Raw genomic sequence first — 16237 nt, 5'->3', positions numbered from 1 at the left:
CTTCTTTGACGCCCAGTCGGTGCGCGTTATCTTAATCGCTTAACCCGCATCAGTCGCTCTCGCGGCGGGCCCCTCTCCCAGCCCTCACCGCCCGCCCCCGTGCCTCCGGCGAGGTACGGCGTCTGCGCCGGCGCGCCGGCCTCTCTTTCCTGTCACCCTTTTCTAAGGGGAACCGCCGATGGTTTCGGAATCCGAACTGCAAGTGGTCGTTCCGGTGGGCTTCCTGCTCGCCGAGGCTCGCGACATCAGCGTTCGTGTGGACCGGCCCGGGGAGGAACCGCTGCCGATCCGACTGCGCCTGATCCCGGCCCAGGTCCGCGTTTCGGCGCCGTCCGCCCCGGCCCCCCATCTGCCCGCCCGCCCGCGCCGCGCCGATCTCGATTCCGACTACCTTGAATTGGGCAACGGGGACTGAGCCGTTCGTTGCGCCCCGATCACGGCCCCGCGGCGCCCCACTTCGTGTGGAGAGTGGAGCGCCGCGGGGCCATCTTGTTGCCCCGTTCCGCCCGGTCGTACAATGCCCGGTATCACTCGCGGGCGGGCGCCCGCGGTTCCTTCCCGCGGGCGCGATGCAGTCACCACAACCGAGAGCCGATCGCCCGCGCCGCGTCACCGTGCTCGGGTCCACCGGGAGCATCGGGACCAGCACCCTCGACGTGGTCCGGCACCTGCCCGAGCGGCTCGAACTCGCCGGCCTCGCCGCCCACTCGAAGTGGGAGCAGCTTGCGGAACAGTGCCGCGAGTTCCGGCCCCGGTTCGCCGTCCTCTGTGACCGCGAAGCGTTCCAGCGGGCCGACCGAAAATCCTTCCCCGCGGGAACCGAACTCCTCTGTGGCGAGGACGGCGTTCACCGGATCGCGACGGCCCCCGACACCGACGTGGTGGTCTCCGCCGTCGTCGGGGCGGCCGGGCTGGCCGGCACCTGGGCCGCGCTCGAGAGCGGCAAGACGGTCGCGCTCGCGAACAAAGAAACCCTCGTCGTCGCCGGGCCGCTCGTGACCGAACTGGCGGCGCGCCGGGGCGCTAAGCTCCTCCCCGTGGACAGCGAGCACTCCGCGATCTTCCAGGCGCTCACCGGCCACGCCGCGGGGGACGTGGACCGCGTCGTCCTGACCGCCAGCGGCGGGCCGTTCCGCGGCAAGCGCGCCTGCGACCTGGAGGGCGTCACCCGCGAGCAGGCGCTGCGGCACCCGACCTGGCAGATGGGGCCGAAGATCACCATCGACTCCGCGACCCTGATGAACAAGGCGCTGGAGGTGATCGAGGCCCGCTGGCTGTTCGGGCTGACCGCCGAGCAGATCGACGTGATCGTCCACCCGGAGTCGGTCGTCCACTCGTTCGTCGAGTTCCGGGACGGCTCGGTCCTCGCCCAGCTCTCGCCCCCGGACATGCGGCTGCCGATCCAGCTCGCCCTCCTCCACCCCGACCGCGTGCCCGGCCCCACCAAGCGGCTCGACTGGAAGGCGCTCGCGGCGCTGCGCTTCGAGCAGCCGGACCGCGACACGTTCGAGGCCCTGGAGCTGGGCTTCGAGGTGGTGCGGCGCGGCGGGACGTGCGGCGCGGTGCTCAACGCGGCCAACGAGGCGGCCGTGGGCCGCTTCCTGAACGGCGAGCTGGCGTTTCTCGACATTGCCCGGTGCTGCCGGGCGGTTCTCTCTTCGCACGACTACGAAACCCGACCCACGCTGGAGAGGCTTTTGGCCCTCGACCGGTGGGCGCGGCAGGAGGTGGCCCGTTGGACCCGACCCCGAACGCCGGTAGCCCCGACAGCATGAACCCGCCGCCGCCGACCGACCCGAACGCCGCGGCCGGCGCGCCCGACCACGGCCAGGAGGTGTCTGCGCTCAAGGGGTGGGTGCGCGAGAACGCGTTCTCGCTCGTCACCAGCGCCGTCGTGATCGCGCTCGTGTGCCGGTACCTGGACCCGTTCGACACCCTCAAGGTGGTGCTCGGGCTCGGGTTCATCATCTTCATCCACGAGCTGGGCCACTTCCTCGCGGCCAAGTGGTGCGACGTTCACGTCAACATGTTCAGCATCGGGTTCGGCCCGGCGGTGCCGTTCTGCCAGTACAAGTGGGGCGAGACCACGTACAAGATCGGCATCATCCCGCTGGGCGGGTTCGTGCAGATGGTGGGCGAGGGGGACGGGGCCGACAGCGAGGAGGCCGAGGACGACCCGCGCAGCTTCCGCAAGAAGACGGTGGGGCAGCGGATGCTCATCATCTCCGCCGGGGTGGTGATGAACATCATACTCGGGATGGCCTGCTTCGTGGCGGCGTACCTGCACGGCGTGCAGGAGAAGCCCGCGGCCGTGGGGACCGTCGAGAGCGGCGGGGCCGCGTGGCGCGCCGGCATGCGCACCGGCGACCACATCACCCGGATCGACGACCGCGTCAACCCGTTCTTCGACGACATCCGACCGATCGTGATGGGCACGCAGAAGGACGAGAAGGTGCCGATCGCCTGGACCCGCGACGGTGTGGCCCAGCCCGAAACCACCGTTTCGCCGCTGCGCGACGAGGGGCAGCGGTTCCCGCAACTGGGCGTCTCGCCGCCGTCGCAGTTGAAGCTGATGACGATCCCGAAGCGGGCCGCGTTCAGTCCGACCGTGCCCGGCACCCCCGCCGCCGCGACCGAGCCCAAGTTCATGGCCGGCGACCAGATCGTCAAGATGACCGAGCCGCCCAAACCCTCCAAGAAAGAACAGCCGGTTACGCAGGAATTGCCCGTTACAGATGTTGCGTCCTTCGAGGAGTATCAGCGCCGGATGGTGCTGCTGGCCGGTAAGGACATCACGTTCCACGTCGTTCGCGCCGACGGCGACCAGCAGCCGGTCGCGATCACGGTCAGGCCCACCTACCGGCACGACCTCGGGCTGCGGATGCGCATGAACGAGATCGTCGCGCTGCGGGCCGGCGGGAACGCGGAGAAGGCCGGGGTGATCGCGCACAACGAGGGCACGAACCCCACCCGCGGCGACCGCATCAAAGCCGTCCTGCTGCCCCCGGACGCGAGCGGCGCGCGGGTCTGGTTCGTGAACGGGCCGATCGATTTCACCAAGCCCGAGTTCGCGGTCGAGGACTCGAAGAAGGTCGTTCAAAAGCCGCTCGACCCGCTGCTGCTCCCGCACCAGCTCAACCAGTGGGCGAACGGCCTTTCGGGACCGGTGGCGGTGGAGCTGGTGGTGCTGCGCGAGGACGCGGCCAGTCACACCGACGTGTCGAAGCGGCTGAAGGTCGAGTTTGACCCGTCGTACCGGTTCGACCGCGAGAGCTGCACGCTGCCGAACAGCCCGATTCCGATCAGCGGTCTGGGGCTGGCGTACTGGGTGGACGCCGGGATCGACGAGGTGGCCCCGGGCGGCCCGGCGGCGGCGGCGGGCGTCCAGCGCGACGACGTGATCGTCGCGGTGCGGTTCAAGTCCCGGGACGCGGCCGGGAACCTGAAGGCGGGCGAGTGGAAGGAGGACCTGAAGTCGTACCAGTGGGCGTCCGCCGAGTCGGCGTACCAGGCCGGCCCGCCGGAACTCGACATCCGGGTGAAGCGCGGCGAAGAGGTGAAGGAGTTCACGCTCACGGGCGCCGAGCACAAGGACTTCCCGACCGACGACCGCGGGCTCATCTTCCAGACCGAGAACCAGGTCCAGAAGGCCGCGGACGTGGGCGACGCGATCCGGCTGGGGGCTCAACGCACGACGCGGTTCATCAAGGTCGTGTACATGAACCTGTACGCGATGGCGTTCGGGCGGGTGAGCGTGAAGACGATGAGCGGCCCGCTGACGATCGCGACCGTGTCGTACCGGTTCGCGGGCGAGGACTTCTGGCAGTTCCTGCTGTTCCTGGGGATGATCTCGGTGAACCTGGCGGTGGTGAACTTCCTGCCGATCCCGGTGCTGGACGGCGGGCACATGGTGTTCCTGCTGCTGGAGAAGGTCTTGGGCCGCCCGGTGCCGGAGCGACTGTTCGCGGTGGCGATGTACACCGGCCTGTTCCTGATCCTGTCGCTGATGGTGTTCGTGATCGCGATGGACGTGCGCCGGCTGTTCTTCGGCTGGTTCTGATCGGCTGGCCGGGGGCTTTCACCCCGGGCTATTTCCCGCGGCCCCGTTGGGGCCGAAACCAACCAGGGCACCCGGGTCATCCCCGGGTGCCCTTGCGGTTGAAGAACTCCGCGATGAGCCGCTTCGACTCCTCGGAGCCGGCGAGTTGCATGAACGCCTCGGTTTCGAGCGGAATGGCTTGTCGCAACGGCAGCCGCGCCCCTTCGTACAGTACGCGCACGGCTTCCGTTGCCGCCCCCGGTTCCGGCTCCTGAAGCGGCTTGAAGCGTTGCCGCTCCCACGGCGGCTGTAGCGGGGAGAACTTGCGCGCCCGGCGGTCCTTGCGGTCCACACGCAGCACGTAGTACGCCGCTTGCGTAACCAGCGTGGCGGGCTCAACGGCCACATCGGCCAGTTCGTGAGCCACGGCTCCGTGGTAGTCCAGGCTCTGGCCGGTCGTGAGCATCGTGCTTGCTTGGTGCATTCCGCTCACACCAAGGACGCGCGGGAGCCGCTGGGTTCCGCCCCACCCCGGGATCAGTCCGAGCTTCACCTCCGGCAGCCCCAACTGCACTTTCGGGTTAGTTCCGCAGATGCGGCAGTCGCACGCGAGTGCCACCTCCAACCCGCCGCCGAGCGCGGCGCCGTCGATCGCGGCGCAGGTGGGGAACGGGAGTGCTTCGAGTTGTTCCAGAACGCGCAACCCTTGCTCGATGAACGCTCGCACCTCGGGGGCGTTCGGGGCGGGCGCGTTCGCCAGGAGCTTCAGGTCCGCGCCCGCGATGAAGATGCCCGGCTTCGCGCTCGCGAGCACCAGCCCGGGCACGTCGGCGCGCGTTGAGAGGGACGTGAGCGCGTCGCCGAACTCGGTCCACAGTTCGCGCGTGAGAACGTTCGCTTTGCTCCCGGGCTGGTCGAACGTGAGCACCGCGACGCCGTCCGGGCGCGTTTCAACCGTGATCGCCGACATGATGGGGCCTCACCTGCGTGTAGCGATGAGGAACATTGTACCTCAGCGCCACTGGCGCCGGAGGCGCTCGCCGGCGGCACGCGGAATCGTCGGGTAGCGGTCCGCACCGATCAAGGCCAGCACCTCTGGGTGCGCTTGCGGCCCGGCGACAGCGCCGCCGTCCACGTACATCGCCGCGAGCCGGCTCGTACCGGGTTCGCCGACGCGGATCACCGGCTGGCGGAGCGATTGCAGTTTCGGGTCCGCATAGGTGACCGCGTGGACGCAGTTCTGCACCGCCCGGTTGCCGCGGAACGAATCGACGCTCCGGAACGTCACGGCGCCGCTGCCGAGCGTGTTCGCCTGGCGCACGGCGAGTTCGTACCGCTGCGCGTCGGTCTCGAACGGCCCCCACACCGACACCTGCGCGTTGTTGGCCGTCATCTTGGCGAACGTCTCGTCGAGCGTGTAGTTCTTCCCCTCAACGGGGCGTATGCGCAGCGGCTGCACCGGGCCGGACGCGGGCAGCCAACTGATGGTGACCTGCTCCACTTCTAACCGTCCGTCGGCGGTCGGAGTCGTTTTCACGAACGTCGCCCAGGTGTGCGCGGTGCGCGGCTTGAACGGAACCGACTGCCCCCCGAACAGAACGAAATAGTACCGTGAGTCCGACGCACACTCGGCGGCCGGCACGGTTCCGATCAAGGAGAGGGCGGTGAAGCAAGCGAACATGGCTCGGGCTCCGGGTGGCGTTCCCAACATAATCCTGGGGAGATGCGGAACTTGTACCCGTTCGCGGGGCCACAAAATGTAACCGTAATTTCCCGACACGCGCAATCGGTAAAGGCCGAACGACGCGCCCCCGCGGCACGTTGACCGCATGGTCGCGTCGTTCGGAGTGCGATGCACTGTTACGGGCCACCCGGGCGCAACCGGTTCCCGTCCTTATCGACCCACGTGAACGGCCGGACCACGTCCACCGGTTTCGTGGAGATCTTTTCGCCCAGGATGGTCTCGAAAACCGTTCCGTACACGCGCTCGATGGGGATCATTGCGTGCGCGGCCATGATCTGGTGAACCAGCCCTTGGTTCGTGACCACCACGCGGCCCCCCTTACCGCACGCGACGACGCGGTTGCCCGGCGCGCCCGCCGCGTCCTTCTGCATCTGCTCGAACTTCTTGGCACCGAGGGTCACATCGGGGCCGTCGATCGGCGGCGGCGGGAGCTTCGGCGCGAGCGGGCGCCCGGTCGGGTCGCGGTAGGTCAGCGCGTCTTTCTCGTCCATCGGGTCCGGCGGGTCGTAGGTGACCGCTTCGACCACGATGCCGAACTCCCGGCGCAACTTCTCCGCATGCGCCTTGCGGAACAGCTCCTTGAACGTGGCCCCGTCGTTCTTCGCGTCCCGCATGCAAGTCTTGGTGGTCTCCACGACCCATTTCGCTTCGCGGAGGAAGGTTTGGGCGTCCACCGGGCCGGCGACGCAGTGCAGCACGCGGCCGTCCGGGGCGCAGAAGTACGCGGCCACGTTCCCGCCCTGCTTCTGCCCGCCCACGATTTTGAAGGTCGCGACCTTCTGGTACGACGACACGAAGTACTCGTTCACGAACGCACCGACCGCCGCGTTGTTCAGGGCGCCCACACGGAGCGCTTCGGCGTTGTTTCAGGTCAGGTCCGGGTCTTCGAAGTGACCGGAGACGTGCAGCACGAGGACGAGTTTCTGTTCCTTTTTGGCGACGGCGGCCGCTTCCTTGGGGCTACCGACGAAGTCGAGCTTCGTGCCGTGGCCGCAGGTTTCGGCGGCGCCGCCGGGGGCCGCAACGAGGGCGACTACGGCGAGCGCAAACAGGGACCGAGGCATGGGAACGACCTCCGCGCGTGGGAGCGGGCGAACCTCATATTACCGTCCCCAAGACGCGACAGGCGGCGAGAAGGATTGCCGCGTTACACGGGCGTTGCGCGGCTCTCCTGGTGCCCGAGTACCCACAAATACTTCGGCCGGGGTCACTTCTTCTTCGCTTCGCCCTTGCGCCAGCCGAGTAGTACGATCTGGTACTCCCCGGCCTTGGCGTCGAGCGGGATGACAAGTTCGTTGGTTTCCGGCGTCTTGGTGATGCGCTCCTTCTTCACCCCCTCAAGGAACTCGTCGGGGCCGGCGAGGTCTTCGTACCCGGGCACGCCGTAGTGCATCGGGAGCGCGTACAGCCGCGGCTTGATCTGCTCCGTCACCTTCTGCGCCTGCTCGCCGTTGATGGTATAGATGCCGCCGACCGGAACCATCAGCACGTCCACCTTGCCGATCGCCTTCACCTGCTCCGCGGTCAGCTCGTGGCCCAGGTCGCCCAGGTGGCACAGCACCAGGCCGTTCATCTCGATGATCCAGATGCTGTTCTTGCCGCGCTGCATCCCGTTGACGGTGTCATGGTAGGTCGCGACGTTGCGCACGCGGATGCTGCCGCGCTTCTCGTCGTACGTCTTCCACTCCTGCTTCCCGGGCTTCGTCTCGACGACCCCGCGGTAGATGTCGGCCTCCTTGAGCTTCGTGTCCTTCTTCTGGGCCTCGACGAACTCGACGAGCGCGTGGTCCTCGTGCGAGTGGCTGACGAGGACGAACTCGGCGGGGATGACGGGGCGGCCGAACGCCGGGATGCCGTGCGGGTCGATCGCGATCAGGCGCCCCTCGGCCGACTCGATCTGGAAGAACGACTGCCCGAGCCACCGGATCTTGATCGACTTCTCCTTCGGCTCCTGCCCGGTCGCGCGCGAGGGCGGTGCGGTGAGCGCGACCGAGAGGAGGGCGGTCAGCAGAGCAGCAGAAGCGAACAACCGGGTCATGAGTCTCTCCGCGGTGGTGTCGTCGGGGTCTTTGATCGGTCCGGGGCGCGGGTGATGTTCGGCAAGCAATGAACGAGCATGTACAGGGCGGTTAACAAGTGGTGCGTGCGAACCGCTCTCGGCGTCAGCAACTGACACCCGGCCCTGCCGATTGGCTTTGATTTTTGTGGCACAGACAGGAATGTCTGTGCCACAAAAATCAAAGCAAAGCCAAGAAGCCCCACCCGGGCCGTTAATGAGCGGAATCCCGCCCCCTCGTGCAACCGGCTACTTCCCGTCCAGGTCCGCCTGCACCGCGTGCAAAATCTCCTTCGTGGCATCGTTCTGCACGAGGGCTACGAGCTTGAGGTTCTTCAGCGCGAGCGGGCGGGCGCCGCGCGGGAACGGGCTCTCCGACTTCGCGAAGTCGTCCAGGTACTTCACCAGCGACGCCTTCACCGCCTCGGGGTCGATGGCCACCGCCTGCTCGTGGTCCTTTTTCGCCAGCGCGAACCCCTTCGCGCCGCCCGGCATCGCGCGCACCACCATGTGATGGTACCGGATGCCGTTCCCGCCGGTGTACCGGACCCGTTCCTCCACGAGGGCGAACCGCAGCCGCACCTTCTCCCCCGGGGCCTCCAGGTCGGACACCTTCGCTTTGGCCTCGAAGGCCCCCTTCTCGCCCTTCGTTACCGCGAGCGACAGCTTCACCCCCGCGGGCTTCTCGAGCAGGTCGTCCAGGGCGGTGCGGAACTGTTTGTAGAACTTCTCCGAGTCGGCCGCGGCGCCGCCGGAGGCGGTGCCCAGCTTCCCGCTGATGAACAGGGTGGGGGCGCCGCGGATCTGGTCGCCGTAGTACTCGGCCCGGTCCATCCCGTCCGGGCTGGTGAGCGGGTCCGGGCCGGGCACGTGGAAGTGGTACTGGAGCAGGACCACGTCCGCCGGCTTGTACGCCTTCAGCAGCCCGTCGAACGCGAGGTCCACGCCCACGCACGGCGGGCACTCGGCCCCGGTGAACACCTCCACCACGGCCGCCCGGTCCGACTTCGCCTTGCGGCCGGCGAACGCCTCGGCCTTGAACGGCGGGCTGGTCTTCGAGTACTCGACGAAGTCGCGCAGCTCGAGCTTCGTCAGTTGCGCCTGGTACGTTTTGGCGTCGTCGGGCTTACCGGCCTTCTGGAGTGTCCGCACCAGCGCCTCCAGCACCTCGATGCGGGCCGCGGCGGTGTCGTCGTCGGTGAGGAGCCGCTCGGCGCGCTTCGCCTGGGCCACCGCTAGGTCCGCGAGCCCGGTCTGATCGGCGAGCAGCTCCACGGTGCGGAGTGTGACCTCGCGCTCCCACCGCGGGCCGAACAGCCCGGCCGACTTGTTCACCCGCTCCACCACCCCGCGCACCTCGCCCGCCGGGAGCTTCTTGTCGGCCGCCTGCGCGAGCACCTGGAACGCGGCGTTGAACAGCTCGGGGCCGTCGTCGGTCTGGGACAGCGCCTCGCGGGCCAGCTCGAACGGGTCGGTGAGCTTCGCCAGCTTGGTCGGGTACAGGGTCGTCAGTTGCAGCCGGCCGCCGACCACCGACAGCGATCCGTTGAGCTTCTTCTTGTCTTTGGTCAGTTGGCCGTCGAAGTTGACGATCTCGCGGTCGGTGATACCGAGGGTGAACGACACCCGGTCGCCGCTGACGCTGACGCCGGTCACGGCCGGTTTGATCTTCAGCTCGTCCGACGCGCCGAGGTACTCGGCGGTCCACTTCCCGCCCTTCTCGGCGAACGAGATCAGCATGGTGGTCTCCTCGCCGCGGGAGAGCGGGAGCGTGAGCTTCCAGTTCCCGGCGGGCGGGGCCGGGTCGGCGCCGCGACCGAGGCCCGCCGCGCAGGCCAGCGCGGCGAGGACGAGGAGTGTACGGGGCATGAGGTCAGCTCTCGGGGTCGGGAGTGGGGGCGGGGCGGTTCAGTTCGTCCCGGTAACGATACACCTTCGCCACCGCCTCCGCCACTTGGCGGACGTCCGCCGGGGCGAGCGACAGCACTGGGTGGTGCAGCACGACACACCGCGCGTGCGCGTCGGCCGCGTGGTCGAGGGGGCCTGCGGCGCGGAACCGCGACGGCGAGCGCCCCACGTGGAGCGCGTTGAAGCCGGCGTCGAACGCGACGCCCTCGGCGCGCAGCGCCTTGACGAGCCGCTCGCGCGACAGTCCGAAGGCGGCCGGGTCGTACCGGAGCCCGAGCTTGTAGAAGGCCGGGAGGTGCGCGCCGGCCTCCAGCGGCGCGAGGGGGGAGAAAGACAACCCACCCCCCAGCCCCCTCCCTGAAGGGAGGGGGAGTTCGCCCGATCCGCTTTGCGAACCGAGTTCGCTAAGCCGTTTCAAGGTGTCCTGGCTCCCCCTCCCTTCAGGGAGGGGGCTGGGGGGTGGGTTGATTTGGAACAGTTCCCGCACCCGCTCCACACGCCACGCCGTGGCCTCGTGCAGCTTCCGCAACTGTGGTCGGAGGGCCGCCGCTTGTAGCTCGCTGAGCGGCGCGAGTTGCTGCACCCCGCGATTCAGGTGCCCCTTCGCGCGCTGGAAGAGGACCGGGTCCGCGAACAGCAGCCCGCCGCCGCGCCCGGCGGTGAGCAGCTTCGAGCCGCCGAAGCTCAGCGTGCCGACGTCCCCCCAGGTGCCCGCCGGCCGCCCGTCGAGCACCGCCCCGGGCGCCTGCGCCGCGTCCTCGACCACCCCGACGCCGCGGGGCCGGGCGAGGGCGAGCACGGCGGGCATGTTCACGAGCCCGCCGTGCAGGTGCGAGCAAAGGACCGCCTTCGTGAGCGGCGTGAGCGCGGCTTCGAGCTTCGTTTCGTCGAGCTGCCAGTTGTCCGGCCGCACGTCCACCAGCACCGGTTTGGCGCCCAGGGCGTGAACGGTCAGGAAGTTGGACTCGTAGTCGTAGGCGGCCATCACCACCTCGTCGCCCGGGCCGACCCGCAGCGCGCGGAGCGCCACCTCGACGGCCAGAGTGCCGGTGGCGCACGTGAGCGCGTGCGGGACGCCGTGGAACGCGGCCAGCTCCGCTTCCAGCGCGCAGACGTGCTCGCCGCGGTACTGGCCCCACGCGCCCGACGCGACGGCGGCGCACAGGGCGGCCTGAACGTCCGGATCGGGGAGCGGCCACGCCGGCGGCCCGTCGGGCCGGATGGGGGCGCCGCCGAGCAGTGCGGGTAGTTCGGAACGCATGAGTTCAGGTATACTGGAACGGGTTCCGCGAACCGAAGGCGCGCCCGTGGCCACCAAAATTCATCCCCAGCCCGCCTGGGACACCGCTTACAACCCCGACGTGCTGTTGAACCTGGTCTGGCCGCGCCCGCGGGCCTATCAGGCGGAGGCCGCGCTCCGCAGCCTGCCCCCGCCGCTGGTGCGGCGGTTGCGCCTGTACGGGGCCGCGTGCGCCCGGATGGTATGGGATGTGCTACCCCCCGACGCGCGGAACGCGGTCTTGCTGTCCGAGCGGGCCGCCGACGACCCGGCGGCAGAAGCGGGTCTGCGTGCCGCGGCGGTGCGGATGCGCTACGGGCCGATCACCTTCCAGCATCAGGCGGCCAATGCGGCCGGTTGGGCGTCGGCCGGGCAGTTCGCCGCACCGTCCCGGGCCGTAGGGCCGCCGCGCCCCGTCTGGAACCCGGTGGAGGCGGCACGCGAGACCGCCAAGGCGCTCGCGACCCGGGCCGCCGGCCCCGCGCCGGCCGGCGGGAGCCCCGTCTCGAAGGCGTGGCAGGTGGCGTGGAACCGCGCGTTCTCGGCCGCCCGCGAGCATCAGGCGGAGCTGGTCCGTGACATCTTCCCACCTCCGCAGTACGCCCGTTCCTTCTCGCCCGAGTGGCGGACGGACACAGTGACCGCCCTCGCGCGGCAAATGGACGACAGCGGCGACTTCTCCGCCGTGCCCATTCTGGCCGACGCGCTGCAAGACGCCGGCTGCACGGACGAAGTGATGTTGGGGCGGTGCCGCGCGCCGTCCGGCGTCCACGGCCGCGGGAACTGGGTAGTGGATTCGGTACTGGGTCGGGAGTAGGTTAACAGCCCGCGAGCCGTCAGGTTCCCACCGATTATGAATGAAACAAGCTGGCAGACCGGTGCCGACGGCGAAGAGATGCTCGAGTTCGTCGCCGACCGCCTGTCGCCGCGTCAATGGCTGCTGGCGTCGGCGGCGTACGCCCGCCGGCTCTGGGACGCGCTGCCCGACGGCCCGCTCCGTCAGGCCATCGACGCCGCTGAACTCGCCCTCGCGCCGCTGAGCGCGAAAGAGCGTAACGCGTGGCTCAAGAAGATCGACGCCGCGATCCCCGACGCCGTGAGCCGCGCGCAGGCCGCCCAGCGCGCGATCGTGAAGCCCGCCGACCCGGACGCCGCCACGGTCGCGGACCCGGTGCTGAGCAAGCCGAACCAGGCGGCGCCGTCGTTCCCGCTGTTCCAGGCGGCCAGCCGGCACGCTGCGAACGCGATCGAGGGCATCGGCGAGGCGGTGGCCGAGGCCGCCGCGGCGGTGCGGGTGCTGTTCGAGGAACCCGGCCCCGAGATGCTGGAATCGATCCGGCCGCTCGTCGAGCAGGCCGCCGCCAGCCGCACCCGGGCGAACACGTCGGCGAACAACGCCCTGCGCCTGAAGGGGGAGGGCGACGAGCACGCGGACCGGTCCGCGGGGGTGAAGAACAAGGGGCGGGCGGAGGCCGAGGCGCTCGAGATCGTGCGCAAGCTGGAGGAGGGGAAGGGGAAGAGCCAGGACGACGAGTTCGAGGCCGAGATGAAGCGCGAGCGGGCCGCGGCGAAACAGCTCGCGCGGGTGCTGCGCGAGATCGTGGGGAACGCCTTCAAACCGCCGCGGTTCGAGCCCGCTTGGCGCACGGAGGAAGTGGCGGCGCTGGCGCAGACGATTTACGAGGAACGGGCCTTTGAGCGGATGGTGGCACTGGGGGACGCGCTCCTCGACGCCGACTGCGACGAGGAGGCGATTCTGCGCCACTGCCGCGGCACGGAGGTCGGAATAAAGGAGCCACCGCAGCACCTCCGCGGGTGCTGGGTGCTGGAACTGATCCTGGGCCGCTACGCCTCGCTGCCCGCGCCGAAGCCGGGTAAGAAACCCAAGCCGAAACGCGACCCGTTCGACGACTTCTTCGACCTGAAATCGCTCCGCGGCAAAGACCCGTTCGCGTGATGCCCAAACCCGTTAGCCTCGCATAAGGCCTGTGGCTTGTCTGGTTTTGTGACGCAGACATTCCTGTCTGTGCTGTTCCGCAGCTCAGGAGCGCACAGACAGGAATGTCTGTGCCACAAAACCAAGGTCAACGCCGGCCTATTCAGAGGCCCATTCGAGCGAGCGCGGCTGCCAACGTTACCACCGCGCTGCTGATCAGAACGCGCGGGCGAATCGCCTTTCCGATCGCTCGCACCGTCCGGCCGACCCATCGCCCACCGGTCACACACATCTCGAGTTTGAACGAATCCGTCAGTTTGTTATAACCAAAGCTGAACCTGAGACCGAAGGCCTGCTTCGGCCGACGAGCTTTCGCGGACTTCTTCGTTGCGCGGCGTGCCGTGCGGGCCGTTCGCTGTTTCTTCTTCGCCACGATGCTGACTCCGAAACGATTCCGGGATTAGCGCCCCGATGGCCAGTCGGGGAAGCTGGTTTTCGCCGTCCGGACGGCGACATGTGCGAATTGAATCAAATCAAAAGGAGCCGTTCGCCGGCTCCTTACCGACACTCACCGACACACCCGACCGAGCCCCGACAGGACACCGACAGATGAGTCAGCCAACGCCAAAGAAGGGTGGGCCGGGTGTGCCGGTGAATGTCGTGGCAATCAAGGCCGCGCGTGAGGCAAAAGGCTGGTCACAAAAGACATTTGCAAAAGAAGTTGGGTGTGACGCGCGTGTAGTTGAGCGGATCGAGTCGCGCGGCACTGCGGCACTGAAAACGCTTGCGGACATGGCCGAGGCTCTCGGCGTTACACCCGAATCACTTCGTCCACCGGCTGCTGCGCCACAAGGGTTCTCACGGAGCACGTTTCAGCTTCCGCCTTCCCTGCCCGACTTTACCGGTCGTGAGGATGAGCTGCGCCGCATTACGGACCGGCTTCGCGGGGTCGGCAAGTCGGTCGGCATCTCGTCGGCGTTACGCGGAATGGGCGGGATCGGCAAAACGGTGACTGCCATTGAAGCGGCGTGGGAGGTAAAGGACGAGTTCCCCGATGGGCAACTCGTGGTCGAACTCCGCGGGATGTCCGAGCAACCGCTGACCGCGGTCCAGGCGATGTCGCAGCTCATCCGCGACTTTCACCCCGAAGTGGGCAAGCTTCCTGACGACGAGAAGGGCCTTCAGGCGATGTACCGGCAGACGCTCGAAGGCAAGAAAGCTCTTGTGCTGCTGGACGACGCAAAGGACGAATCGCAGGTGCGTCCGCTGCTGGGCGTGCGGTCGGTGGCGTTCGTCATCACGAGCCGGAACACCCTCGAACTCGACGCCGTGGAATCGATCCGACTCGGCGTCCTGCCGGTGGACGAGGCATTTACCCTGCTGCGCGGCATCATCGGGGACAAGGGTACGGACGAGGAACTGCGAACTGTGTCCGAGTTGTGCGGCCGATTACCGCTGGCGCTGCGCGTAGCCGGCGACTTCCTGCGGTTGCACGAGAACTGGTCGCTGCCCAAGTACATTACGGCACTTCAGGACGAATCCAAACGCCTGGAGCGATTGAAGGGCAAGTCGCCGGATCGTGATGTGGAAGCGGTCCTGGGGCTGAGCGCAAGCGAACTCGTGCGTGAGAACGCACAACTGGCCGAGCGATGGCAACTGCTGTCCGTGTTCCCCGCGGATTTCGATGCTCAAGCTGTTGCTGCGGTTTGGGACCTGAAAAGGGGCAACAAATTCGATATCGACGCAGCCGATGGCGAACTCACCGCTCTGCTCGAACGCAGCCTCGTGCAGTTCGACACCACAACAGACCGCTATTCGCTCCACGACCTGATGCGACCGGTCGCTCGCACAGCGTTCGAGTTCGTTGAAGGGCACGAGTTGCAGGCCAGTACGAACGAACGCCTCGCAACGGCCGAGGAGCGATTCGCGGGTTTCTATTGCCGCGTCCTGGGAGCAACGAACGGATTGTACCTGAAGGGTAACGATAACGTTTTGCGTGGACTCGCACTCTTTGATCGCGAAGCAACGAACATCCGCCACGGGCAACGTTGGGCGGTACAGCATCGGGCGACAAAGCGCGTCGCAGCGGAACTATGCCGTCACTACTCAGGGATCGGAGCTTATGTCCTTGGCCTTCGCCTCTTTCCACGTGAGCAAATTGACTGGGCAGAGGAAGCCGTTACCGCCTGCCGCGAGATCGGGGACCGGCGCGGGGAGGGGGCGGCGCTGGGGAACCTGGGGTTGGCGTGGGCGGCCCTGGGCGACGCACGCAAGGCCATCGGGTTCCACGAGCAGGCATTGGCCATCGGCCGCGAGATCAGGGACCGAAGTGGAGAGGGAAACGTGCTGGGCAACCTGGGTAACGCATGGGCCGCATTAGGTGACACCCGCAAGGCTATCGCATTCTATGAGCAGCACTTGGCCATCGCCCGCGAGATCGGGGACCGACGCGGAGAGGAATATGCGATAGGCAACCTGGGGATCGCGTGGAAGAATCTTGGCGACGTCCGCAAGGCCATTGGGTTCCACGAGCAGACATTGGCCATTGCCCGCAAAATTGGGGATCGTTCTGGAGAGGGGGCCACCCTCGGGAACTTGGGGAACGCGTGGGCGGATCTGGGCAACGCCGGCAAGGCCATCGGATTTTACGAGCAGCACTTGGCCATCGCCCGCGAGATCGAGGACCGTCACGGTGAGGGGAGCGCGCTGGGAAACCTGGGAACCGCATGGATAGATTTGGGCGACAGCCGCAAGGCTATTGGGTTTTACGAGCAGCGGTTGATCATTGCCCGCGAGATCGGGGACCGACGCGGGGAGGGGTACGCCCTGGGGAACCTAGGGATCGCGTGGGCGGCCCTGGGCGATGCCCGTAAGGCCATCGGGTTCTACGAGCAGAACTTGGCCATCGCCCACGAGATCGGGGACCGACGCGGGGAGGGGGCGACATTGGGGAACCTGGGGATCGCATGGGCGGCCCTGGGCGACGCACGCAAGGCCATCGGGTTCTATGAGCAGGCGTTAGTCGTGGCCCGCGAGATCGGGGACCGACGCGGAGAAGGGAACGCGTCGTTCAACATGGCGCTTGCGCTCCACGGTCTCGGACAAGCCGACGAAGCGATTCGTTTTGCTGAGTCAACCCTCGCCATCTTCACCGAGATCGAAAGTCCGTACGCCGAGGCGGCCCGCCGCAAGCTCGCGGAGTGGCGCGGGGAAGTGGCGACTTGAACTCGCGTCCGCGTAGCATGGTGCGAACGCGCGCCCCCCTCGGGCGGTTT

14 protein-coding genes are annotated in these 16237 nt (G+C 67.9%); 6 read left to right on the top strand and 8 right to left on the bottom strand.

Translation table 11 applies throughout. The features are described 5' to 3' along the window. The first annotated feature begins 178 nt into the window (after positions 1-178). From R5W23_RS21530 to R5W23_RS21520, 3 genes are all read left to right on the top strand, one after another. On the top strand, positions 179-415 hold the full coding sequence (locus R5W23_RS21530; RefSeq protein WP_261187224.1) for a hypothetical protein: 237 nt from the start codon (positions 179-181) through the stop codon (positions 413-415). 154 nt (positions 416-569) lie between these two features. Then, positions 570-1775 carry a 1-deoxy-D-xylulose-5-phosphate reductoisomerase gene (locus R5W23_RS21525; RefSeq protein WP_320688063.1) on the top strand — a complete coding sequence of 402 codons (1206 nt, stop codon included), beginning with the start codon at positions 570-572 and terminating at the stop codon, positions 1773-1775. Continuing rightward, positions 1736-4060, top strand: a complete 2325-nt coding sequence (locus R5W23_RS21520; RefSeq protein ID WP_320688062.1) for a site-2 protease family protein — start codon at positions 1736-1738, stop codon at positions 4058-4060. The genes R5W23_RS21525 and R5W23_RS21520 overlap by 40 nt, the downstream gene beginning before the upstream one ends. Positions 4061-4136: 76 nt before the next feature. Here R5W23_RS21520 and R5W23_RS21515 read toward each other — a convergent pair whose 3' ends face one another. The 7 genes from R5W23_RS21515 to R5W23_RS21485 all read right to left on the bottom strand — a co-directional run bounded on the left by R5W23_RS21515 (position 4137) and on the right by R5W23_RS21485 (position 11008). Continuing rightward, positions 4137-5009 carry an enoyl-CoA hydratase-related protein gene (locus R5W23_RS21515; protein WP_320688061.1) on the bottom strand — a complete coding sequence of 291 codons (873 nt, stop codon included), beginning with the start codon at positions 5007-5009 and terminating at the stop codon, positions 4137-4139. A gap of 42 nt (positions 5010-5051) precedes the next feature. Further along, the gene (locus R5W23_RS21510) at positions 5052-5720 is read right to left on the bottom strand and encodes a hypothetical protein (protein ID WP_320688060.1); all 669 of its coding nucleotides are present in this window, start codon (positions 5718-5720) and stop codon (positions 5052-5054) included. 179 nt (positions 5721-5899) lie between these two features. Further along, complete coding sequence (locus R5W23_RS21505; RefSeq protein ID WP_320688059.1) at positions 5900-6628, bottom strand: hypothetical protein; 729 nt, start codon at positions 6626-6628, stop codon at positions 5900-5902. 21 nt (positions 6629-6649) lie between these two features. Next, a complete protein-coding gene (locus tag R5W23_RS21500; protein WP_320688058.1) occupies positions 6650-6847 on the bottom strand; it encodes a hypothetical protein in 198 nt (65 codons plus the stop codon). A gap of 143 nt (positions 6848-6990) precedes the next feature. Further along, entirely contained in the window at positions 6991-7821 is an 831-nt protein-coding gene (locus tag R5W23_RS21495) for an MBL fold metallo-hydrolase (protein ID WP_320688057.1), read from the bottom strand. A 267-nt stretch (positions 7822-8088) separates the two neighbouring features. After that, positions 8089-9708, bottom strand: coding sequence for a hypothetical protein (locus R5W23_RS21490; RefSeq protein WP_320688056.1), 1620 nt, complete (start codon positions 9706-9708; stop codon positions 8089-8091). Between the two features lie 4 nt (positions 9709-9712). Continuing rightward, positions 9713-11008, bottom strand: coding sequence for a DegT/DnrJ/EryC1/StrS family aminotransferase (locus R5W23_RS21485; protein WP_320688055.1), 1296 nt, complete (start codon positions 11006-11008; stop codon positions 9713-9715). 46 nt (positions 11009-11054) lie between these two features. On the opposite strand from R5W23_RS21485, the gene R5W23_RS21480 reads away from it, so the two are divergent. After that, positions 11055-11843 (top strand): hypothetical protein, encoded by a 789-nt coding sequence (locus R5W23_RS21480; protein ID WP_320688054.1) that lies wholly within the window; start codon positions 11055-11057, stop codon positions 11841-11843. A 36-nt stretch (positions 11844-11879) separates the two neighbouring features. Next, entirely contained in the window at positions 11880-12983 is a 1104-nt protein-coding gene (locus R5W23_RS21475) for a hypothetical protein (protein WP_320688053.1), read from the top strand. A gap of 142 nt (positions 12984-13125) precedes the next feature. On the opposite strand, the gene R5W23_RS21470 is transcribed toward R5W23_RS21475, so the two are convergent. Continuing rightward, on the bottom strand, positions 13126-13395 hold the full coding sequence (locus tag R5W23_RS21470; RefSeq protein ID WP_320688052.1) for a hypothetical protein: 270 nt from the start codon (positions 13393-13395) through the stop codon (positions 13126-13128). A 176-nt stretch (positions 13396-13571) separates the two neighbouring features. On the opposite strand from R5W23_RS21470, the gene R5W23_RS21465 reads away from it, so the two are divergent. Next, positions 13572-16187: an ATP-binding protein gene (locus R5W23_RS21465; protein ID WP_320688051.1), complete on the top strand. Its 2616-nt coding sequence runs from the start codon at positions 13572-13574 to the stop codon at positions 16185-16187. Positions 16188-16237 lie beyond the last annotated feature (50 nt).

The sequence above is a fragment of the Gemmata algarum genome (assembly GCF_034097035.1).
Classification (GTDB): Bacteria; Planctomycetota; Planctomycetia; order Gemmatales; family Gemmataceae; genus Gemmata; species Gemmata algarum.
The sequence above is the reverse complement of the archived record's forward strand: the minus strand, read 5'-3'. Positions and strand labels throughout refer to the sequence as shown.